The 21,185-nt window shown below is 67.6% G+C and carries 18 protein-coding genes and 4 tRNA genes; 21 read left to right on the top strand and 1 reads right to left on the bottom strand.

Going from position 1 to position 21,185, the window contains the following annotated elements; all coding sequences use genetic code 11:
* The first annotated feature begins 73 nt into the window (after nt 1–73).
* From K8P10_RS08510 to ruvC, 8 genes are all read left to right on the top strand, one after another.
* Nucleotides 74–1,093: a hypothetical protein gene (locus tag K8P10_RS08510; protein WP_224778512.1), complete on the top strand. Its 1,020-nt coding sequence runs from the start codon at nt 74–76 to the stop codon at nt 1,091–1,093.
* A 124-nt stretch (nt 1,094–1,217) separates the two neighbouring features.
* A tRNA-Val gene (locus tag K8P10_RS08505) sits at nt 1,218–1,293 on the top strand.
* Between the two features lie 236 nt (nt 1,294–1,529).
* The gene (locus K8P10_RS08500; RefSeq protein WP_224778511.1) at nt 1,530–3,587 is read left to right on the top strand and encodes a primary-amine oxidase; all 2,058 of its coding nucleotides are present in this window, start codon (nt 1,530–1,532) and stop codon (nt 3,585–3,587) included.
* A gap of 49 nt (nt 3,588–3,636) precedes the next feature.
* Nucleotides 3,637–5,040 carry an aldehyde dehydrogenase family protein gene (locus tag K8P10_RS08495; RefSeq protein ID WP_224778510.1) on the top strand — a complete coding sequence of 468 codons (1,404 nt, stop codon included), beginning with the start codon at nt 3,637–3,639 and terminating at the stop codon, nt 5,038–5,040.
* Between the two features lie 180 nt (nt 5,041–5,220).
* Complete coding sequence (gene thrS / locus K8P10_RS08490; RefSeq protein ID WP_224781249.1) at nt 5,221–7,140, top strand: threonine--tRNA ligase; 1,920 nt, start codon at nt 5,221–5,223, stop codon at nt 7,138–7,140.
* A complete protein-coding gene (locus tag K8P10_RS08485) occupies nt 7,137–7,688 on the top strand; it encodes an HIT domain-containing protein (RefSeq protein WP_224778509.1) in 552 nt (183 codons plus the stop codon). Before thrS ends, K8P10_RS08485 begins: the two co-directional genes overlap by 4 nt.
* A gap of 55 nt (nt 7,689–7,743) precedes the next feature.
* Nucleotides 7,744–8,517, top strand: a complete 774-nt coding sequence (locus tag K8P10_RS08480; protein WP_224778508.1) for a YebC/PmpR family DNA-binding transcriptional regulator — start codon at nt 7,744–7,746, stop codon at nt 8,515–8,517.
* Between the two features lie 10 nt (nt 8,518–8,527).
* Nucleotides 8,528–9,121 (top strand): crossover junction endodeoxyribonuclease RuvC, encoded by a 594-nt coding sequence (ruvC, locus tag K8P10_RS08475; RefSeq protein WP_224778507.1) that lies wholly within the window; start codon nt 8,528–8,530, stop codon nt 9,119–9,121.
* Between the two features lie 149 nt (nt 9,122–9,270).
* On the opposite strand, the gene K8P10_RS08470 is transcribed toward ruvC, so the two are convergent.
* Nucleotides 9,271–10,047: a trimeric intracellular cation channel family protein gene (locus K8P10_RS08470; RefSeq protein WP_224778506.1), complete on the bottom strand. Its 777-nt coding sequence runs from the start codon at nt 10,045–10,047 to the stop codon at nt 9,271–9,273.
* A 27-nt stretch (nt 10,048–10,074) separates the two neighbouring features.
* Between K8P10_RS08470 and recO the strand changes: the two genes are divergently transcribed.
* The 13 genes from recO to K8P10_RS08405 all read left to right on the top strand — a co-directional run bounded on the left by recO (nt 10,075) and on the right by K8P10_RS08405 (nt 21,111).
* Nucleotides 10,075–10,806, top strand: coding sequence for a DNA repair protein RecO (recO, locus tag K8P10_RS08465; protein ID WP_224778505.1), 732 nt, complete (start codon nt 10,075–10,077; stop codon nt 10,804–10,806).
* Between the two features lie 82 nt (nt 10,807–10,888).
* Nucleotides 10,889–11,674, top strand: a complete 786-nt coding sequence (locus K8P10_RS08460; RefSeq protein WP_224778504.1) for an isoprenyl transferase — start codon at nt 10,889–10,891, stop codon at nt 11,672–11,674.
* Between the two features lie 55 nt (nt 11,675–11,729).
* Nucleotides 11,730–12,914, top strand: coding sequence for a tRNA dihydrouridine synthase DusB (dusB, locus tag K8P10_RS08455; protein ID WP_224778503.1), 1,185 nt, complete (start codon nt 11,730–11,732; stop codon nt 12,912–12,914).
* Nucleotides 12,907–14,181 carry a deoxyguanosinetriphosphate triphosphohydrolase gene (locus K8P10_RS08450; protein WP_224778502.1) on the top strand — a complete coding sequence of 425 codons (1,275 nt, stop codon included), beginning with the start codon at nt 12,907–12,909 and terminating at the stop codon, nt 14,179–14,181. The genes dusB and K8P10_RS08450 overlap by 8 nt, the downstream gene beginning before the upstream one ends.
* A 52-nt stretch (nt 14,182–14,233) precedes the next feature.
* Nucleotides 14,234–16,111 carry a DNA primase gene (gene dnaG, locus K8P10_RS08445; protein WP_224778501.1) on the top strand — a complete coding sequence of 626 codons (1,878 nt, stop codon included), beginning with the start codon at nt 14,234–14,236 and terminating at the stop codon, nt 16,109–16,111.
* A gap of 103 nt (nt 16,112–16,214) precedes the next feature.
* Nucleotides 16,215–17,063 (top strand): ABC transporter ATP-binding protein, encoded by an 849-nt coding sequence (locus K8P10_RS08440; RefSeq protein ID WP_224778500.1) that lies wholly within the window; start codon nt 16,215–16,217, stop codon nt 17,061–17,063.
* 103 nt (nt 17,064–17,166) lie between these two features.
* Nucleotides 17,167–17,239 (top strand) — tRNA-Asn (locus tag K8P10_RS08435).
* 56 nt (nt 17,240–17,295) lie between these two features.
* Nucleotides 17,296–17,844, top strand: a complete 549-nt coding sequence (locus tag K8P10_RS08430) for a gamma carbonic anhydrase family protein (protein WP_224778499.1) — start codon at nt 17,296–17,298, stop codon at nt 17,842–17,844.
* A gap of 76 nt (nt 17,845–17,920) precedes the next feature.
* Nucleotides 17,921–17,994, top strand: a tRNA-Gly gene (locus tag K8P10_RS08425).
* Nucleotides 17,995–18,168: 174 nt separating this feature from the next.
* Nucleotides 18,169–18,246, top strand: a tRNA-Pro gene (locus K8P10_RS08420).
* A 132-nt stretch (nt 18,247–18,378) separates the two neighbouring features.
* Nucleotides 18,379–19,674, top strand: coding sequence for a trigger factor (tig, locus tag K8P10_RS08415; protein ID WP_370632003.1), 1,296 nt, complete (start codon nt 18,379–18,381; stop codon nt 19,672–19,674).
* Nucleotides 19,675–19,821: 147 nt separating this feature from the next.
* Complete coding sequence (locus K8P10_RS08410) at nt 19,822–20,424, top strand: ATP-dependent Clp protease proteolytic subunit (protein WP_224778497.1); 603 nt, start codon at nt 19,822–19,824, stop codon at nt 20,422–20,424.
* A gap of 27 nt (nt 20,425–20,451) precedes the next feature.
* The gene (locus tag K8P10_RS08405; RefSeq protein ID WP_224778496.1) at nt 20,452–21,111 is read left to right on the top strand and encodes an ATP-dependent Clp protease proteolytic subunit; all 660 of its coding nucleotides are present in this window, start codon (nt 20,452–20,454) and stop codon (nt 21,109–21,111) included.
* Nucleotides 21,112–21,185 lie beyond the last annotated feature (74 nt).

Raw genomic sequence — 21,185 nt, 5'->3', positions numbered from 1 at the left:
GATTCCGCGGGATCTTGCGGATTCTGCTGCCTGACCGAGACGGGAACCGGGTTCGTCGCACATACTGGAGAGCATGGCCGGGGGAGTGCGTCGCGTGAGGAAGCGTGTCGTGGCGATCCTCATCGCCATCGTGGTGCTCGTCGGCCTCCTTGCGGCCTTCCACTATCGCCAGGACATCATCGATACGTTCCGCGCCAACAACTTCGAGGCTTCGGAGGAACTCTCGGCAATCGTCGAGCATCTGGAACTCACTGCTACGGGCGAGCGCGTGTTCCTGGCAACGCATCCGACACTCGACGGGAGTCAGGGGTTCAATGCGCACTGCCAATCCGTGGAGCACGCCGAAGAGGGGCACGTCATGGGGTGCTTCGCCGATGAAGGGATCCATCTCTTTCAGGTGACCGACGAGCGCATCAACGGAATCGTCGAGGTGACCGCTGCACACGAACTGCTGCACGCCGCTTGGTCCCGCATGAGTGGTTCCGAGCAGCGCGCGCTGACGGTCGACCTGCTGGAGGTCTACGAGGATCTGTCGCAGGATCACGCCGAGCTGGCGACACGCATGTCGGTGTACGAGCATCTCGACGAGTCGGAGTTCGCCAACGAACTTCACTCCGTGCTGGCCACCGAGGTTGCAGACCTGCCGCCGTGGCTCGAGGAGCACTACGCTCGCTGGTTCCGGGACCGTGCCGCGGTCGTCGAGGACTTCGAGGACTACCACTCGGTGTTCACCGAGCTTCAGGAACGAGCCGATGGGCTCTCGACGGAACTCGATGGAATCCGGCAGGAGGTCGAGCAGCGCAACGCCGACTACGAAGACGCGGTGGACGCGTTCAACGAGGAGGTGGAGACGTTCAACCAGCGCAACGAGGATTACGAGTTCTCGGATCAGCCCGAAGAATTCGATCGCATCAAGGGCGAGCTCGACGCGCGCAGAGCCGAGCTGGAGGGGGAGCGGCAGGCGATCCAGTCCCTCGTCGATCACTACGAGGAGCTGCGCAAGGAGCTGGAGAGCGTGAGCCAGCAGAGCGACGAGCTGGATCAGCACCTGAACAGCGACCTTGCACCCCCGGAGACCCGACCCGACGTGTGACCTTCCACGTGCCGAGACGTCGCCGATCCGGGCGACGCGCCCGCCGGGAGCGTCGAACTGCATCGCTCGATGTTTGTGTGTATGATCATTCGGGTTGGCACTGAGCGGTTCGCTCCGGTGCGACGGGCGATTGGCGCAGTTGGTAGCGCGCTTCCTTCACACGGAAGAGGTCATCAGTTCGAGTCTGGTATCGCCCACCAATCTTCGGGGGTCGGATCAGCGGCTCCATTGCGTGTCTCTCGGCTGTACGGCTCTCGCGGCTGTACGGCCATCGGTCCTGGTCCCCATCTGCGGCGTTGTGCGGCGTTCGTGTGCTGCGACGGTGGGGACGGACCCGAATCGAGCATTCCCAGCCCAGGTTCGCGCGCGCACGGTCAACTCGTGCGCGGCTTGGTGCCTTAGCGTGGAGTAACCACCGGACTCGACGAGGACTCCCATGACACATCAGCCAGACACCACGCACACCCACGGAAAGCGCGTCAGCACGCCGACCGAGCCTCAGCATCCGCTCGATCCCCTGAGCGCGGCGGAGATCACCCGGATCCGCGGCGTTCTCGAGCGCGAGGGGCACTTGGCCGAGCAGGTCCGCATGGCGATGCTTCTCCCGGTCGATCCGCCGAAGGCGACGCTCGCTGCGTGGTCTCCGGGTGATCCGTTCGAGCGGCGCGCGAACGTGATCCTGCTCGACCGCTCGGACGGCACGCACACCGAGGTCGTCGTATCCGTCACGGAGGAGCGGGTCGTCTTCGCGAACGTGCTGCCGCCGACGCCCGAGCGCGGACAGGCCGCCGTGCTGATGGAGGAGTTCTTCGAGGTCGCCGACATCGTCAAGGCGGATCCCGAGTGGCGTGCGGCGATGGAGCGCCGCGGGCTCGGTGCGTACATCGATACGTGCTTCTGCTCGCCGCTCGCACCGGGATACTTCGCCGAGGAGACCGAGGACTCGGGCCGCCGGTACCTCAGGTCGCTGACCTATCTCGTACCGAACGAGGGCGACAGCCCCTGGGCGCACCCCGTCGAGGGACTCATCGTCAAGGTCGACATGATCGCCCGCAAGGTGTTCAAGGTGCACGACGAGGGAGATGTCGAGACTCCGCTGAAGCACGGCAACTACTCGCTCGAGGCGCAGGGACCGGTGCGCACCACGCTCAAGCCGATCGAGATCACGCAGCCGGAGGGTCCGAGCTTCTCGGTCGACGGCAATGTGGTGCAGTGGGAGAACTGGCGGCTGCACGTCGGCTTCAACGCGCGCGAGGGGCTGGTGCTGAGCGACGTCAGCTGGCGAGACGGGGTGGAGGACCGTCGGGTGCTGACCCGCGCGAGCGTACCCGAGATGGTGGTGCCGTACGGCGATGTCGACGAGACCAGGTACTGGGTCAGCTACTTCGACGCGGGTGAGTACCTGCTCGGCAGGAACGCAAACCCGCTCGCGCTCGGCTGCGACTGCCTCGGAGTGATTCACTACTTCGACGCCTTCGTGAACGACGATCTCGGGCATCCGGTGAAGCTCGACCAGGTCATCTGTATGCACGAGGAGGACTACGGGATCCAGTGGAAGCACACCGATCTCGCGGGAAGGCCCGATACGCGTCGCAGCCGACGGCTCGTGATCAGCTATTTCGCAACGATCGGCAACTACGACTACGGATTCTTCTGGTACTTCTACCTCGACGGATCAATCCAGGTGGAGGCGAAGGCGACCGGTGTCGTGTTCGGGGGATCGGGTGTTCCGGGATCCGAGAACGCCTTCAACACCGAGGTCTCTCCCGGGCTCTTCACGCCGGTGCACCAGCACATCTTCTCGGCGAGACTCGACGTGGCGATCGACGGCGAGGACAACACGCTCCACGAGATCGAGGTGGTCCCGCTGCCGACGGGCCCGCTGAACCCCCGGGGCAACGCGTTCACCTGGTCCGACCGCAAGCTCACGTGCGAGCAGGACGCCCAGCGCATGGCCGACGGTCTCGCGGGGCGCGTGTGGGAGGTCCGCAGCGCCCATCGCACCAACTACGTCGGCAAACCGACGGGGTACCGGCTCATCCCCGAGGGGAAGCCGGTGCTGCTCGCCCAGCCCGATTCGACGGTGTACGCAAGAGCCAACTTCGCGACGAAGCACCTCTGGGGTACCCGGTACGCCGAGGATGAGCGCTACCCCGCCGGGACCTTCCCGAGTCAGAGCAGCGGCTGGCAGGGACTGCCGACGTGGACGCGCGAGAACCGCAGCCTCGACGGCGAAGACATCGTGCTCTGGCACCAGTTCGGGCCCACCCACCTGCCGCGGACCGAGGACTGGCCAGTCATGCCGGTGGACTACTCCGGATTCTGGTTCAAGCCGCACGGGTTCCTCGACCAGAACCCGACGATGAACCTGCCGGCCGACGCGCGCGCGTCGTGCGGAGATGGATCCGCCGGCTGCTGCGCCGACGGCACCTGCGGATGCTGCGCGGACGGGTGCCGCTGCGGCAACGCCGAATCTTGCCGCTGCGGCCGATGATCGCGACCCACGCGAAACACTGATCCCACGAGTTCGAAGGAGAACCACGATGTACACGTACGAAAGCCTGCTCGCAGCGATCACCGTCGATGCCGGCCGCGAAATCTTCAACCCGGCGACCGGTGAACTCATCGGCCGAGTTCCCGAGCACACCACCACCGACGTCGACGTCGCCATCGCGCGCGCCGAGGAGGCCCAGCGCGCTTGGGCGGCGCTGAGCGACGACGAGCGCGTCGAGACGCTCGGCCGTGTCGCGGACGCCATCGACGAGAACGCCGAGGCGCTCGCCGAGCTGCTCTCCCGCGAACAGGGGAAGCCGCTCAACGGTCCGAACGCGCGATTCGAGGTCGGGGGGTGTGCGGCGTGGACGCGTGTGCCGGCCGGCACTCCGCTCCCGGTCGAGGTCGTCATCGACGACGGCGACACCTACGCCGAGATGCACTACCGGCCCCTCGGCGTCGTCGGCGCGATCACGCCATGGAACTGGCCCATGATGATCGCCATCTGGCAGATCATCCCGTCGCTGCGCATGGGCAACACGGTGGTCTCGAAACCCTCCGAGTACACGCCGTTGTCGGGACTCGCGATCGCGCACGTGCTGAACACCGTGCTCCCCGAGGGCGTGCTGCAGACCGTCGTCGGTGGCGGTGAGCTCGGCGCGCGCATCGTCGAGAGCGAACGGATCGCCAAGGTCATGTTCACCGGCTCGACCCGAACGGGCAAGAAGATCATCGAGGCGAGCTCGGGCAACGTGAAGCGGCTCACGCTCGAGCTCGGCGGCAACGACGCGGGCATCGTGCTCGACGACGTGGATCCGCAAGCCATCGCCGAGGGCCTCTTCTGGGGCGCGTTCATCAACACGGGCCAGACGTGCGCCGCGCTGAAGCGGCTCTACGTGCCCGACGCGATCTACGATCAGGTCGTCGATGCGCTCGCCGATGTGGCGCGGAACATGCCCATGGGGCATGGCCTCGACGAGCAGAACGTGCTCGGGCCTCTGCAGAACGAGATGCAGTTCGACATCGTCGACCGCCTGGTAAAAGCCGCAACGGCTGCGAATGCGCGCGTGGTGCTCGGCGGCGATCCCGATTACGACGCCCCCGGCTACTTCTATCCGACGACGCTCGTCGCCGATATCGATCCCGAGAACGACCTCGTTCGCGAAGAGCAGTTCGGTCCGGTCCTCCCGATCATTCGGTACACCGATCTTGACGACGCCATCGCGCAGGCCAACGCGCTCGACGTCGGCCTCGGGGGTTCGGTCTGGTCGTCGGATCGGGATCGCGCCCGCGAGGTCGCGGCGCGAATCCAGGCGGGAACCGTGTGGATCAACGCCCACGGCACCATCAATCCCTTCGTGCCGTTCGGCGGCGCGAAGCAGTCGGGGTACGGTCAGGAGTTCGGCGTCGCCGGTCTGAAGGCCGTGGCCCAACCGCAGGTCATTCAGGGATAACCACCCGATCGGCACTGGAGAGCCCGATCCCGCGCCCGGTTCGGCGGGGGATCGGGCTCTCCGAGTAGAATCGATGCGTTGTGCGCCGCGAGCGCGTGACACCTGCAACTCGACGCACTTCGAAGGAGTTCATCAGTGGCCGACGGCTTCTCCCTCTTCTCCGACCCCGCCATCGTCGCCATGCGCGTCAACGGCGAACTTCGCGACCTCGCCTCCGAGGTGACGGAGTCGGACACGGTCGAGGGGGTCACGATCGACTCGCCCGACGGGCTCGACATTCTGCGCCACTCGACGGCGCACGTGCTCGCACAGGCGGTGCAGCGCATCAACCCGGAGACGAAGCTCGGGATCGGCCCGCCCGTCACCGACGGCTTCTACTACGACTTCGACCCTGCCGAGGCGTTCGTGCCCGAGGATCTGAAGGCCATCTCGAAAGAGATGGCGCGGATCATCAAGCAGGGGCAGCGGTTCGTGCGCCGCGTCGTCTCGGAGGACGAGGCGCGGGAGGAGCTCGCAGGCGAGCCCTACAAGCTCGAGCTCATCGGCCTGAAGGGCGGAGCCTCAGGTGATTCGGGCGAGAACGTCGAGGTCGGCGGCGCCGAGCTCACGATCTACGACAACGTCGATCCGAAGTCGGGTGAAGTCCAGTGGAAGGATCTCTGCCGCGGACCGCACCTGCCGTCGACGAAGCTCATCGGCAACGGCTGGGCGCTGACCAGGAGCGCAGGCGCCTACTGGCGCGGCAGCGAGGCGAACTCGATGCTGCAGCGCATCTACGGAACGGCATGGCCGACGAAGGACGAGCTCCGCGAGTACCAGACCCGCCTCGAAGAGGCGGCGAAGCGCGACCACCGCAAGCTCGGTCGCGAGCTCGACCTGTTCTCGTTCCCCGATGAGATCGGATCGGGGCTCGCTGTCTTCCACCCGCGCGGCGGCATCATCCGCCACGAGATCGAGTCGTACATGCAGGCGCAGCTCCTGAAAAACGGGTACGAGTTCGTCAACAGCCCTCACATCACGAAGGGGGCGCTCTTCGAGACCAGTCAGCACCTCAACTGGTACCGGGAGGGCATGTTCCCCCCGATGCACCTCGACGAGGTCGTCGATGCCGATGGCAACGTGACGAAGCCGGGCCAGGACTACTACCTGAAGCCCATGAACTGCCCGTTCCACAACCTCATCTTCCGCTCGCGGGCGCGCAGCTATCGGGAGCTTCCCCTGCGCCTCTCCGAGTTCGGCACGGTGTATCGCTACGAGAAGAGCGGCACGCTCTCCGGCCTGACCCGTGTGCGTGGACTGACGCAGGACGACGCCCACACCTATGTGACCGAGGAGCAGACGAAGGACGAGATCAAGCGTCAGCTGGAGCTCGTCTTCGAGACGCTGCGCGGCTACGGTCTCGACGACTTCTACCTCGAACTGTCGACGCGGGATCCCGAGAAGTCGGTGGGCTCGGACGAGCAGTGGGAGGTTGCGACCGAAACGCTGCGTCAGGTGGGCGAGGAGTCCGGTCTCGAACTCGTCGACGACCCGGGCGGCGCGGCCTTCTACGGCCCGAAGATCTCGGTCCAGGCGCGGGACGCAATCGGACGTACGTGGCAGCTTTCCACCGTGCAGCTCGACTTCAACCAGCCGGCGCTGTTCGAGCTCGAGTACGCCGCGGCTGACGGCAGCCGGAAGCAGCCCGTTATGATCCACCGCGCCCTGCTCGGTTCGATCGAGCGCTTCTTCGCGATCCTGCTCGAGCACTACGCAGGAGCATTCCCGGCATGGCTGTCGCCCGTGCAGGCGGTCGGCATCCCCGTCGCCGACGAGTACGGCCCGTACCTCGACGAGGTCATCGCCCGGCTCCGGGCCAGAGGGGTGCGCGCCGAGGTCGATCACTCCGACGACCGGATGCCCAAGAAGATCCGCACGCACACGAAGGCCAAGGTGCCCTTCCAGCTCATCGCGGGCGAGGACGACCGCTCCGCGGGAGCCGTCAGCTTCCGCTTCCGCGACGGCAGCCAGATCAACGGTGTTCCGGTCGACGAGGCGATCGAGCGGATCGTCACCGCGATCGAGCAGAAGGACGCGGCGACGACGGCGTGGCAGGTATGAACGAGTCGGTGCGTCCGGAGAGCATTGCGGAGAGCGGGGCGGTCGGGGACCCTGACGAGTTGCAGCGCCTCTGGGTGCCGCACCGCATGGTCTACGTGTCGGACCACCACCAGCCCGACCGCACCGACTGCCCGTTCTGCGCCGCGCCGCAGCGCTCGGATGAGGACGCGCTGATCGTCGCCAGGGGCGAGACCAGTTACGTCATCATGAATCTGTTCCCGTACAACAACGGCCACATGCTGGTGTGCCCGTATCGCCACGTCTCACAGTACGACGATGCGACGCCGGAGGAGATCGCCGAGATCGCAGCGCTCACGCAGACCGCGATGCGCGTGGCCCGCGAGGTCATGGGGTGCCACGGCTTCAACATCGGGATGAACCAGGGCGAGATCGCCGGAGCGGGAGTGGCAGCGCACCTGCACCAGCACATCGTGCCGCGCTGGGCGTCCGACGCGAACTTCTTCCCGATCATCGGCAAGACGAAGGCGATGCCCCAGCTGCTCGGCGATGTGCGCGAAGCGATCGCGGCGGCCTGGCCCCACCCGTAGCCGCTCCGGGATTACCCTGGAAGCGACACCACGAACCAAGGAATGAGGAACCACTGTGTCAGGACACTCCAAGTGGGCGACGACCAAGCACAAGAAGGCCATCATCGACGCGAAGCGCGCGAAAGCCTTCGCGAAGTACATCAAGAACATTGAGGTGGCCGCCCGCATCGGCGGAGCCGATCAGGCCGGCAACCCGACGCTCGCCGAGGCCGTGCACAAGGCCAAGAAGAACTCGGTTCCCGGTGACAACATCGAACGCGCCATCAAGCGCGGCGCCGGGCTCACCGGCGACGCCGTCGAGTACTCGACGATCATGTACGAGGGCTACGGCCCGAACGGTGTCGCGATGCTCATCGAATGCCTCACCGACAACAAGAACCGCGCAGCGGCCGAGGTACGCACGGCAGTCACCCGTAACGGGGGCAACATGGCGGATCCCGGCAGCGTCTCGTACAATTTCGAGCGCCGCGGCGTGATCACGGTTCCTGCGGAGGGAACGACCGAGGACGACGTGCTCCTCGCCGTCCTCGAAGCCGGCGCAGAAGAGGTCGCCCGCACGCCGAACGGTGAGGCGTTCGAGGTCATCACCGACGCATCCGACCTGCAGGCGGCTCGCACTGCTCTCGTCGACGCCGGCATCGACTACGACTCCGCCGAGGCGGAGTTCGTGCCGAACCTCCGAGTCGAGGTCGACGCGGACACGGCCCGCAAGGTCTTCCGCCTCATCGACGCGCTCGAGGACAGTGACGACGTGCAGAACGTATTCACCAATTTCGCGCTCTCGCCCGAGGTCCAGGCCGAACTCGCCGCCGACGACGACGAGGAATAGCCGGAGTTCCGTGCGCATTCTCGGCATCGACCCCGGACTCACCCGCTGCGGCGTCGGCGTCGTGACGCTGGGCGGCGGGCGGCGTGTCGAGTTCGAGCACGTCGAAGTGATGTCGAGTGCCGCTGACGCGCCGATCGCCTCCCGCATCCACCGGATCGGCGAGGGGATCGCCCGCCTCCTCGATGGCGACGCGATCGATGCGATCGCACTCGAGCGGGTCTTCGCGCAACAGAACCTGCCGAGCGTGATGGGCGTCGCGCAGATCAGCGGGGTGGTCATGTACCTCGCAGAGCAGCGCGGCGTTCCCGTCGCGCTGTACACGCCGAACGAGGTGAAGTCGCAGGTGACGGGGTACGGAAGCGCCGACAAGGCGCAGGTCACCACCATGGTGACGCGGCTCCTGCGGCTCCAGGCCCCGCCCAAACCCGCCGACGCCGCCGACGCGCTCGCGCTGGCCATCACGCACGCGTGGCACCTCGGCCGCGGTGGTGCCGCTGACCGCAGCGCGACCGGGCGCGCGCCGACGGGGGAGACGGCTGCGCAGCGCGCGTGGCGAGAGGCGGAGCGCAAGAGCGGCGCACGGCGTCGCGGCGCCCGCGCCTGAGCTACGCCCGCCCGCGCCTGCCTCATCTCGTCGAGACTGCGATAAGTCGCACTTCGCGGGGCCCGAAAGGTGACTTTGTGCGATCTCGGCGGAGGCTCTGCGAGATCGGGGTCGGCGGAGGCTCTGCGAGATCGGGGTTGGCCACCCCCTCAGTGGCGCGGGCCCGTGCGTCCGTCGTCGCCGTCGTTCCGCGTGGGGCCGTCGAGATCGTCGAGGTCGGGCAGCTGGATGGCGCCGGTGGCGAGCGCCTCTTCGATGGCGTCCTCGACCTGGCGCTGTTTCCGCCTGCGCAGGCGGCTGATGGCGCGCTGCTCGGGCAGGCTCCACCCGAACCGCACCGCCAGCAGGCGGACGGCGGCCGTCACTATCACGCACACGCTGCCCGCGACGACCACCGGCACGCCGAGCGCGACGAGTCCCGTGAGCACGGCGACGCCGATGAGTGTCGCGACGGCGTAGAGCGAGCCGACGTGCATGACGGCGATGGGCAGGTTCAGCAGCAGGTCTCTGAGCGCTCCGCCCCCGACTGCCGCGATGGTGCCGATGAAGAGCGCCGGAACGACCGGCAGTCCGGCGGCGAGCGCCTTGGTGGTGCCGATGGCCCCGAAGAGGCCGATGCTCATGGCGTCGAGCACCGTGACGACGGGGTCGACGCGCTGCAGCGCTCGGGCGAGGAGCATGCCGATGATCGCGGCGCCCGACGCGACAACGAGGTAGAGGTCGTGTGAGAACGCGACGGGGGAGACGCCGAGGAGGATGTCGCGCAGCAGGCCCCCGCCGATGCCGCAGGCGACGCCGATGAGGGCGACGCCGAGCAAGTCGAGACGTTTGAAGCCCGCGGCGAACATGGCGCCCTGCAGACTGCCGACGCCGACGGCGATGAGGTCGGCCGTGAGCGGAATCGTGAAGGTCTCGTCGAGGAACACTCCTCTATTGTGCGCGATACTGGTGTGGTGCCCCTCTATCGCGATGAAGGCGTGGTGCTGCGCACTCGCAAGCTCGGCGAGGCTGACCGCATCGTGACGCTGTTGACCCGTCAGCGCGGGCTGTTGCGCGCCGTGGCGAAGGGGGTGCGGCGCACGTCGTCGAAGTTCGGTGCGCGCCTGGAGCCGTTCATGGTGGCGGATGTGCAGTGCTTCGAGGGGCGCACGCTCGATACGATCACGCAGGCGGTGACGCTCGGCGCGTACGGTCCGCCCATCAGCGTGGACTACGACCGGTATCGTGCGGCGAGCGCCATGGTGGAGACTGCCGAGCGGTTGAGCGACGGGGCTCCGGCCGAGAATCAGTACACGCTGCTCGTGGGTGCGCTCCGCACGCTCGCGGCAGGGAAGATCGCGCCCGAACTGGTGCGGGACGGGTATCTGCTCAGGGCGATGTCGCTCGCGGGGTGGACCCCGGGGTTCGACGACTGCGTCCGCTGCGGTGCGCCCGGTCCGCACACGCTTGTCACGGTACAGCTCGGCGGGGTGGTGTGCGAGGACTGCCGGGTGCCCGGAGCGCCTCGGCTCGATCCGGCCAGTATCGATCTGCTGCGTGCGCTGCTCGCGGGGGACTGGGAGCACGCGGTCGCCTCCGACGAACGGGCCCGTGGGCAGGCGGCGGGGATCGCGTCGGCCTTCACCCAGTGGCACCTGGAGCGCGGTCTGCGATCGTTGAATGCTCACACGAACCGGTCCCGCTGAGGAGTGGGGGAACGGTGCAGACCACGATGAAGACCATGACCACGATGAACACCACGCACGCACGATACGAGGAGAGGCGTCAGTGAAGCGAGTACCCGACGAGCTCGTTCCTGTGGACTGGACGGGCGCCCGCCCGCCGCGGTTCGCTGGGCCTGCCCCGAAGCACGTGGCCATCGTGATGGACGGCAACGGGCGCTGGGCGAATCAGCGCGGGCTGCCGCGGGTCGAGGGGCACCGGATGGGTGAGCAGGCACTGCTCGACGTGGTGGCCGGAGCGATCCAGGCCGGGGTGACGCACCTCAGCGTGTACGCGTTCTCGACGGAGAACTGGCGGCGCTCGCCCGATGAGGTCAGGTTTCTCATGGGCTTCAATCGGGATGTGCTGCGGCGACGGCGCAGCCAGTTGCACCACTGGAATGTGCGCATGCGCTGGGCGGGACGTCGGCCGAAGCTGTGGGGGTCAGTGATCTCAGAGCTGAAGGCGTCGGAGCGGGAGACCGCGAACAACACCGGTCTGACGCTCACGATGTGCGTGAACTACGGCGGCAGGAACGAGCTGACGGACGCCGTGCGCTCCATCGCCCGCGAGGTGGAGGCCGGGCGTCTGTCGCCCGAGGGGATCTCTGAGCGGACCATCGGCCGGCACCTGTACGTGCCTGAGCTGCCCGAGGTCGACCTGTTCCTGCGGAGTTCGGGCGAGCAGCGGACGAGCAACTTCATGCTCTGGCAGTCGGCCTACGCAGAGATGGTGTTCCTCGACACGCTGTGGCCAGACTTCAGCCGGGAGGAGTTGTGGCGTGCGATCCAGGTGTACCACGCACGCGACCGGCGGTTCGGTGGCGCCATCGATCTGCCGACGAACGGCTGACTCGAGCGGGGCGGGGCCGATCCGGAACTCGGTTTGATCTGAGATAATCGTCAGAATGACCTCCGCAACACTCACCGACTCGCGCCTGCGCATCGGGCCGCTGACGCTCGATGTGCCGGTCGTTCTCGCCCCGATGGCCGGCATCACCAACACGGCGTTCCGGCGACTCTGCCGTGAGTACGGTGCCGGCCTGTACGTGAGCGAGATGATCACGACCCGCGCGCTGGTGGAGCGCACCCCGGCGACGATGCGTCTCATCACGCACCACGAGAGCGAGACACCGCGGTCGATCCAGCTGTACGGCGTGGACCCGCACTACGTGGGCGAGGCGGTGACGATGCTCGTCGCTGAGGATCGTGCGGACCACATCGACCTGAATTTCGGGTGCCCGGTGCCGAAGGTGACGAGGCGCGGCGGCGGTTCAGCGCTGCCGTGGAAGCGCGACCTGTTCCGCGCCATCGTCGAGCGGGCCGTGAAGGCCGCAGGCGATATCCCGGTGACGGTGAAGATGCGCAAGGGCATCGATGAGGATCACCTGACGTACCTCGACGCCGCGCGAAGCGCCGAGGACGCGGGGGTGGCCGCCATCGCGCTCCACGGTCGCACGGCGAACCAGCACTACTCAGGTGTTGCGGATTGGAGCTCGATCGCGACCCTCAAGGAGGCCGTCACGAGCATCCCCGTCCTCGGCAACGGCGACATCTGGTCAGCTGACGATGCGCTCCGTATGGTCAGGGAGACGGGCTGCGACGGCGTCGTCGTCGGCCGCGGCTGCCTCGGAAGGCCGTGGCTGTTCGGTGACCTCTCCGCGGCTTTCCGCGCCGAGGCTGGCGAGATCGGATGGGACGAAGCGCGCGCCGCGATGGCCGCGCCGCCGCTCGGCGACGTGATGGCGGCGATGCGCCGACACACCGAACTCCTCGTCGAGTTCTACGAGGAGGAGGCTCGCGCCTGCCGCGACATTCGCAAGCACGTCGCCTGGTACTTCAAGGGCTACGGTGTGGGCGGAGATACGCGTCGTGAGCTCGCCGCAGTCGAAACGCTCGAGCAGATGGACGAGATCTTCGCGACGATGGACGCCGCCATGCCGTACCCGGGTGAAGGCGCCGAGGGTCCGCGCGGCCGTGCGGGCAGCCCGAAGCGAACGGTGCTGCCCCAGGGGTGGCTCGACAGCCGCGAGAGCGGCACCATCGATTTCGCCGAACTGGCCGAGGCCGAGAGAGACGATTCGGGTGGGTGAGTCGCGCGGCACGCTGCCGCCCGGCTACACCGATCGCGACGCCGAACGCTTCGCCCCCGAGACGCACTCGGGATCCCGCAGCGACTTCGCCCGCGATCGCGCCCGCGTGCTCCACTCGAGCGGCTGGCGGAGGCTCGCCGCGAAGACCCAGGTGCTGAGCCCCACCGCGGGCATCGACTTCGCGCGGAACCGGCTGACCCACTCCCTCGAGGTCGCGCAGATCGGACGGGAGCTCGCCGTCGCCCTGGGTCTGGCGCAGGACGTGGTGGACACCGCCTGCCTCGCGCACGATCTCGGTCACCCGCCTTTCGGCCACAACGGCGAGCGAGCGCTCAACGACTGGGCGGCGAACGCCGGCGGGTTCGAGGGCAACGCGCAAACGCTTCGGGTGCTCACTCGGTTGGAGCCGAAGCGTTTCGACGCCGACGGACGCAGCCTCGGGCTCAACCTCACCCGGGCGACGCTCGACGCGAGCTGCAAGTACCCCTGGAGCGCTGCGGAGAGCGGCGCGCAGGGCGACGGGCCCGTGAAATTCGGGTACTTCACCGACGACGAGCCGGTCTTCCGCTGGCTGCGCGACGGCTCTCCTGCCCGGACGAAGTGCGCCGAAGCGCAGGTCATGGATCTCGCCGACGACATCGCCTATTCGGTCCACGACTTCGAGGACGCCGTCGTGAGCGACTTCATCGACCCCGAGATCCTCACGTCGCGGTCGGGGCACGCGATGCTCATCTCCGCCGTCGCGGACTGGGCGGGCGGCAGCTTCTCCGAGGCCGAGCTCGCGGAGGCCTACGACCGGATCGCGGCCACCGAGACCTGGCTCGTGCGGTGGGAGGGATCGCGGCGCGATCAGGCGCAGCTGAAGAACTTCACCAGTGAGATGATCGGCCGCTTCGCGCGCGCCGCGATCCAGGCGACGACCGACGCCGCCGACGGCGCGCCGCTCGCCCGATATGGCGCCGGCATCATCGTGCCGCGCGGAGTCCGCGCCGAGATCGCCGTGCTCAAGGGCATCGTCGCTGCGTTCGTGATGGCGAGCGGCCGCCGGCAGCCCACGTACCGCCGGCAACGAGACCTGCTCGAGGAACTGCTGGACACCCTGTGGGCGGCCGAGGCCTCCGAGCTGGAGCCCGCCTTCGCGGCGGACTTCCGGGCGGCAGGCTCCGAGGCCGATGCCCGTCGGGCCGTCGTCGATCAGGTCGCCTCGCTGACCGATCAGTCGGCAATCGCCTGGCATCGGCGGCTGTGCGATGTTCCGCTGGTATAGCGCCGACGGGCGCCGCGTCATCGTCGGCTCCAGAGCGGTACACTAAGCCGATATGGCAGGGCGGATCCGGGCGAGCGACATCGAAGAGGTCAAGCGTCGCACCAACCTCGCCGATCTCGTCGGCGACTACGTTGCGCTGAAGAACGCCGGGGCCGACTCGATGAAGGGGCTGTGCCCGTTCCACGACGAGCGCAGTCCGAGCTTCCACGTGCGCCCGGCGCTCGGCTACTACCACTGCTTCGGCTGCGGCGAGTCCGGCGACGCCTTCACGTTCCTCCAGCGCATGGACCACCTCACGTTCTCGGAGTCGGTGGAGCGCCTCGCGGCCCGCGCCAATGTCGTCCTCACCTACGAGGAGGGCGGCACGGGGCGCAGGGAAGAGGGCCCCAACCGGGCACGACTGCTCGCGGCGAATCAGGCCGCCGCCGCGTTCTACGTTGCGCAGCTCGGCAGCGAGGAGGGCGGCTTCGCCAGGCGGTTCCTCACCGATCGCGGGTTCGACGGGGAGGCCTGCGCGACGTTCGGCGTGGGGTATGCCCCGCGCGGGTGGGACGGGCTCACGAACCACCTCACCGGCCAGGGGTACACCCGAGACGAACTCCTCCAGGCTGGGCTCGTCTCCTCGGGCAACCGCGGGGTCTACGACCGGTTCCGCGGCCGGATCGTCTGGCCGATCCGCGACACCAGCGGGCAGACCCTCGGGTTCGGCGCCCGCAAGCTCTACGACGACGACAACGGCCCGAAGTATCTGAACACGCCGGAAACGCCCGTCTACCACAAGGCGCGCGTACTTTACGGGATCGACCAGGCGAAGCGGGCGATCGCGCGCGGGCACCGCGCCGTCGTCGTCGAGGGATACACCGACGTCATGGCCTGTCATCTCTCGGGAGTCGACACGGCCATCGCCACCTGCGGCACCGCCTTCGGCGCCGATCACATCACGATGCTCCGTCGCATGATGGGAGATGACTCGGCCGCCGAGGTCATCTTCACCTTCGACCCGGACGAGGCCGGTCAGAAGGCGGCGCTCCGCGCATTCAGCGAGGAGAAGCGGTTCAGCGGTCAGACCTACATTGCCGTGGCGCCAGACGGGCTCGACCCGTCCGACCTGCGGCTCCACCGCGGAGATGAGGCGCTCCGCGAGCTCTTCACCCGCAAGCAGCCACTGTTCGAGTTCGCGCTGCGCCAAGCGGTCGGCAGGTTCGACCTGAACTCGGTCGCCGGCCGGGTCGCCGCGCTGCGCGAGGCGGCGCCGATCGTGGCGAACATCAAGGACCCCTCAATGCGGCCGGGGTACGCGCGCGAGCTGGCCCGCATGATCGGCGTCGACCTCGGCGAGGCGCAGGCTGCCGTCCGCTCGGCGGCGCAGGCGGGCGCGCGGGCAGACACCGAGCGTGTTCCTCCGCCCCAGGCGGACCCTGGCGCCGCCCCGCAGGCGCCGCGCATCGGGCTGGCGACCCTGCAGAGCTCGCCGCGCACCTGGCTGGAGCGGGACGCGCTGCAGGCCATGATCCAGCATCGTGACAGCGTCGGCGACGACCTCATGTCGCAGGCGGTGACGGCCCAGGTCACGGAGCCGAACCTGCGCGTGGTGCGCGACGGAATCGCCGCGGCACTCGGTGACGAGGCCGGCGAGGTGCGGGACGGGTGGATCGACCGCATCGCGGGACAGGTGCCCGAACGCTTCCGCGGACTCGTCCGGGAGCTCGCCGTCGCGCCGATTCCCTCGAAGGATCCCAAGCGGGTCGCCGCTTACAGTCGCGATGTCGTCATCTCGCTGCTCGATCGCGATCTCGTCTCGCTCAAGGCGGAACTCGTGGCGCGGATGCAGCGCATCGGCGATTCCGCGGACGAGGGGTCCCGCCGGATCCAGCAGCAGCTCGTGGCACTCGAAATGGCGCGACGCGGCCTCCGCGACGCGGAACAGTGACGATCGTCGTCGAGTGGTGACGCACCGCACGGCTACCGGGCAGCGCGCCGAGCGTGCAATAGGCTGACAGGGTCCGACCGCACCGTCCCCAAGGAGGCAGAGCGTGGCCCACCCCGACGTTGCCGCCGATCCAGCCATCATGGCGTCCGATGTATCGCTGACCTACCCGGCTCACGCGGGAGGTCGCGCCTTCCACGCCGTCGAGGGCATCAGCTTCACGGTGCCGAAGGGCAACGTTGTCGCCCTGCTCGGAGAGAGCGGGTCGGGCAAATCGACCCTCACGCGTTTCCTCGCCGGGCGCGCGAAGGACGTGGGGGAGAAGAACTCGCGGATCCGGCTCACGGGAGGCGCGGCGAGCGTGCTGGGCGTCCCGCTCCGGCGGCAGAGCCGGCGCACGCACGCGAGACTCACGGCGTACGCCGGCTATCTTGCGCAGGATGCCGGGGCGACGTTGCCGCCCGACCTCAACGTCGGCGACATCCTGGTGAACCCCATCGCCGAACGCAGCAAGCATTTCGACCGCGAGCTGCTCGGGGAGCAGATCGCCGAGATGATGGACATCGTCGCGCTGCCCCTCAGCAAACTCCAGGAGTACCCGTACGAGCTGTCGAAGGGGCAGCGGCAGCGGGTCGCCGTGATGCAGTCCCTGATGCTCGACCCGCCGGTCTACTTCGCTGACGAGCCGACCCTCGGCGTCGACGCGAACAATCGTCCGAAGATCGTGGACCTCCTTCGCTGGTATCGCGAGCGGGCCGACGCCACCATGATGCTTATCAGCCACGACATTGGGATGCTCGAGGCACTCGGACAGGATGTGCTCGTGATGCAGGAGGGGCGGCTCGTCGGCCAGGGCGACATCAACGACATCTTCCGGCGGGCCGACCACGGCTATGTTCAGCGGCTCGCGCAGGCCCTGCGGAGTACCGCATACGACGAGATCGCCGAGGAATAGCGCCCGCGGAACGTCCGCGCCGCAGCATCTGTGCACGACCCGCAGGTCGATTTGCAGGGCGCGGATTCGGCTTGCTACGATAGATGAGTTGCTGAGGCAATGATCCCCTGTAGCTCAGTTGGCAGAGCGCTTGACTGTTAATCAGGATGTCGCTGGTTCGAGCCCAGCCGGGGGAGCGGACAGAGCCCCTACCGTCGCGGTAGGGGCTTTTTCGTATCGAGAGAGGCGTGCAATGGGGCAGGATCATCACGCCCGCGTGATCGGAGTGCCGGCGTACGGTGAGCCGGACATCGACGATAGCGTCTGGCTCGCTCCGGGGTCGGTCATCGTCGGCGACGTGCGGATCGGCGCCGAGAGCAGTGTCTGGTACAACGCCGTCGTGCGCGGCGACGCGAACTCGGTGACGATCGGTGCTCGGACGAACGTGCAGGACGGCGTGGTCATCCACGCTCAACGCGGAGACGGATCGGGAGCCGCCGTCATCGGGGACGACGTCTCGATCGGCCACAACGCCGTCGTGCACGGGGCTGTTGTCGAGAACGGATGCCTCATCGGGATGAACGCGACGGTGCTGAGCGGAGCGGTCATCGGCGAGGGTTCCCTCGTGGCGGCGGGTGCGCTCGTGGCGCAGGGCGTCGAGATTCCTCCGCGCTCGCTCGTCGCCGGGGTGCCGGGGCGTGTGGTGCGCGAGCTCCGCGACGAGGATCGCGCTGCGGTGCGCGAGAACAGCGCGGTGTACGCCGATTACACCGACGGACATCGCGCCGCGACACGCGACTGACTCGGCGATGTGCTTCCCGGTCGCGGGATGCACTATGATCGAACAGGTGCTCCGGCACGCGTCCGTGAGGCGCAACGGGGATGTAGCTCAATGGTAGAGCCTCAGTCTTCCAAACTGATTACGCGGGTTCGATTCCCGTCATCCCCTCCACTTTTCTTCCAGTCGGGGCGATCCGGTCGCCCGGCCTTTCGGGGCCCTCTCGTGCGCGGTCGCGGCGGCATTCGACGCCGGAGCGGCGCGATGAGCGAATTTCCGCCGCTTTCGGCTAGACTTGCTCAGGTTGCGCGGCTGGTCGCGTTACTGAATACCGATACTCACGGGTTTCGGGGCGTAGCTCAGCTTGGCTAGAGCGCCCGCTTTGGGAGCGGGAGGTCGCAGGTTCGAATCCTGTCGCCCCGACCAGGGTCACCCGGCCCGATGCAGGCCGTGACCCGCACGTACCCGCAAGATTTCCGACGATGAGAGGCCAAATTGCCGAAGACGAACGCCGAGAAGCTCAATCCGACCCGCGTCAAGCTGACCGTGTCCGTGACCATGGACGAGCTCGAGCCGCACCTGAAGCGCGCCTACCAGTCCATCTCGGAGCAGGTCTCGATTCCCGGGTTCCGCAAGGGCAAGGTTCCCGCACCGATCATCGACCAGCGCGTGGGCCGCGAGGCCGTCGTCCAGGAGGCCGTGAACTCCTCGCTCGACGAGTTCTACCAGGCTGCCGTCGCTGAGACGGAGACCCGTCCGATGGGCCGCCCCACCGCTGACGTGGCCCAGTGGCCCGACGCGAAGGACCCCGAGGCGACGCTCGATCTCGTGTTCGAGGTCGAGGCCCGCCCCGAGTTCGAGCTGCCGAACTACGACGGCATCGAGCTGACCGTCGACAATGCCGAGATCGACGACGATGCCGTCGAGGCCGAGCTCACCAAGCTCCGCGAGCGCTTCGGTACTCTCGTCACGGTCGAGCGCGCTGCAGCACGCGGCGACTTCGTCGATCTGGACCTCGTCGCGCGGATCGACGGCGAGTCCGTCGATCAGGCCGAGGGCGTCTCCTACGAGGTCGGCGCTGGCAACCTGCTCGAGGGCACCGATGAGGCCGTCGAGACGCTCACGGCGGGCGAGACCACCACCTTCACCTCCCAGCTGCTCGGCGGCGAGTACGAGGGCCAGGAGGCCGAGGTTGAACTGACCGTCACCGCCGTGAAGGAGCGCGAGCTGCCCGAGGCCGACGACGAGTTCGCCCAGATGGCCAGCGAGTTCGACACCATCGCAGAGCTCCGCGAGAGCCTGGCCGAGCAGGCGGCGAAGACCGCCGTGTTCGCGCAGGGTCAGCAGGCGCGCGACCTCTTCACCGAGACGCTCATCGAGCAGGCCGGCATCCCGGTCTCCGAGGAGCTCGTGGAGGAAGAGGTGCACCGCCACCTCGAGAACGAGGGCCGTCTCGAGGACGACGAGCACCGTGCCGAGGTCCGCGTCTCGAGCGAGAAGCAGATCCAGCTCCAGCTCCTCCTCGACGCCATCGTCGAGGCCGAGGGTGTCACCCCGACCCAGGCGGAGCTCTCGCAGTACATCTTCTCGTCGGCGCAGCAGTACGGCATGGAGCCGGCCCAGTTCCTGCAGGCGATCAGCCAGGGCAACCAGATGGGCCTGATCGTCGGCGAGGTCACGCGCAACAAGGCCCTCGCGGTCGCGCTCGGCAAGGCGAAGGTCGTCGACAAGGACGGCAACGCCGTCGATCTGTCCGAGTTCACCGCCGTCGACGCGGATGAGCCCGACGTCGAAGAGGACGGCGCCGACGAGTCGGCAGCCGAAGACCAGGCCGAGGAGCAGAAGGCGGAGTAGTCTCCGCTCCCTGCGCGCTCGTCGCGAGATAGATCCCCCGGACCGCACTGCGGACGGGGGATCGTTCGTTCTCCGGCCGGTGTGCCCAGGGCGAACACGGCCACGGAGACGCCCCGGAATCGGTACTCTCGAATCAGTCAATCACGAATGGAGCGCCGAATGGCAGAACAGACGCCACAGCAGCCGAACAGCGTGTTCGAGCGACTGCTCAAGGATCGCATCATCTGGCTCGGCTCAGAGGTCCGCGACGATAACGCGAACGAGATCTGCGCCAAGATCCTTCTCCTCGCGGCAGAGGACCCCGAGGCCGACATCTATCTCTACATCAACTCGCCCGGTGGCTCGATCACCGCTGGCATGGCCATCTACGACACGATGTCCTTCGTGCCGAACGACATTGTGACCGTCGGGATCGGCATGGCGGCCTCGATGGGTCAGTTCCTGCTCACCGCAGGCACGCGCGGCAAGCGCTACATCACCCCGAATGCGCGGGTGCTGCTGCACCAGCCGCACGGCGGATTCGGTGGTACGGCGAGTGACATCCAGACGCAGGCGCAGCTCATCACCTCGATGAAGAACCGCCTGGCCGAGATCACTGCAGCGCAGACGGGCAAGTCCGTCGAGCAGATCAACGAGGACGGGGACCGCGACCGCTGGTTCACCGCAACCGAGGCGCTCGAGTACGGGTTCGTCGATTTCATCCGCGAGTCGGCCAGTGACGTGGTCGGCGGCGGCGGAACTGGGAAGTAGGCGACAGAGAAAGTGAATGAATCGCAGATGACGCGTGAAATGCCCCGGGCCGGGGGAGCCGGCCTCATGATGCCAGAGTCCCGCTACGTGCTGCCCTCGTTCGAGGAGCGTACGGCGTACGGCTTCAAGCGCCAGGATCCGTACGCGAAGCTGTTCGAGGATCGCATCATCTTCCTCGGCGTGCAGGTCGACGATGCCTCGGCGGACGACGTGATGGCTCAGCTGCTGGTCCTGGAGAGCCAGGATCCCGAGCGTGACATCACGATGTACATCAATTCGCCAGGTGGCTCGTTCACCGCCATGACGGCGATCTACGACACGATGCAGTACATCCGTCCACACGTGCAGACGGTCTGCCTCGGTCAGGCGGCTTCGGCCGCAGCGGTCCTGCTCGCAGGCGGCACGCCGGGTAAGCGTCTCGCACTGCCGAACGCCCGCGTGCTGATCCACCAGCCCTCGACCGGCCAGGCCGGGCACGGGCAGGCGTCCGACATCGAGATCCAGGCGGCCGAGATCCTGCGCATGCGGGAGTGGCTCGAGGAGACGCTGTCGAAGCACTCGAAGCGATCGCCCGAGGAAGTGAATCGCGACATCGATCGCGACAAGATCCTCAGCGCCCAGGAGGCCATGGACTACGGCCTCGTCGATCAGGTACTGACGAGTCGGAAGAATCCTCAGGCCGTGTGATTTGTGAGGGCCCCGGGACACCCGCTTACGGTGTCCCGGGGCCCTTCGGCGAGTCTCAGGCCCTGTTGTCAGGG

The sequence above is a fragment of the Leucobacter sp. Psy1 genome (genome assembly GCF_020096995.1).
In the GTDB taxonomy this organism is placed as follows: Bacteria; Actinomycetota; Actinomycetes; order Actinomycetales; family Microbacteriaceae; genus Leucobacter.
The sequence above is the reverse complement of the archived record's forward strand: the minus strand, read 5'-3'. Positions and strand labels throughout refer to the sequence as shown.

Excerpts from the sequence above, each read along its gene's own strand:
- K8P10_RS08510 (WP_224778512.1), top strand. The coding sequence starts at position 74 with ATGGCCGGGGGAGTGCGTCGCGTGAGGAAGCGTGTCGTGGCGATCCTC.
- K8P10_RS08500 (WP_224778511.1), top strand. The coding sequence starts at position 1,530 with ATGACACATCAGCCAGACACCACGCACACCCACGGAAAGCGCGTCAGC.
- K8P10_RS08495 (WP_224778510.1), top strand. The coding sequence starts at position 3,637 with ATGTACACGTACGAAAGCCTGCTCGCAGCGATCACCGTCGATGCCGGC.
- thrS (WP_224781249.1), top strand. The coding sequence starts at position 5,221 with ATGCGCGTCAACGGCGAACTTCGCGACCTCGCCTCCGAGGTGACGGAG.
- K8P10_RS08485 (WP_224778509.1), top strand. The coding sequence starts at position 7,137 with ATGAACGAGTCGGTGCGTCCGGAGAGCATTGCGGAGAGCGGGGCGGTC.
- dusB (WP_224778503.1), top strand. The coding sequence starts at position 11,730 with ATGACCTCCGCAACACTCACCGACTCGCGCCTGCGCATCGGGCCGCTG.
- dnaG (WP_224778501.1), top strand. The coding sequence starts at position 14,234 with ATGGCAGGGCGGATCCGGGCGAGCGACATCGAAGAGGTCAAGCGTCGC.
- K8P10_RS08430 (WP_224778499.1), top strand. The coding sequence starts at position 17,296 with ATGGGGCAGGATCATCACGCCCGCGTGATCGGAGTGCCGGCGTACGGT.
- tig (WP_370632003.1), top strand. The coding sequence starts at position 18,379 with ATGGACGAGCTCGAGCCGCACCTGAAGCGCGCCTACCAGTCCATCTCG.
- K8P10_RS08410 (WP_224778497.1), top strand. The coding sequence starts at position 19,822 with ATGGAGCGCCGAATGGCAGAACAGACGCCACAGCAGCCGAACAGCGTG.
- K8P10_RS08405 (WP_224778496.1), top strand. The coding sequence starts at position 20,452 with ATGACGCGTGAAATGCCCCGGGCCGGGGGAGCCGGCCTCATGATGCCA.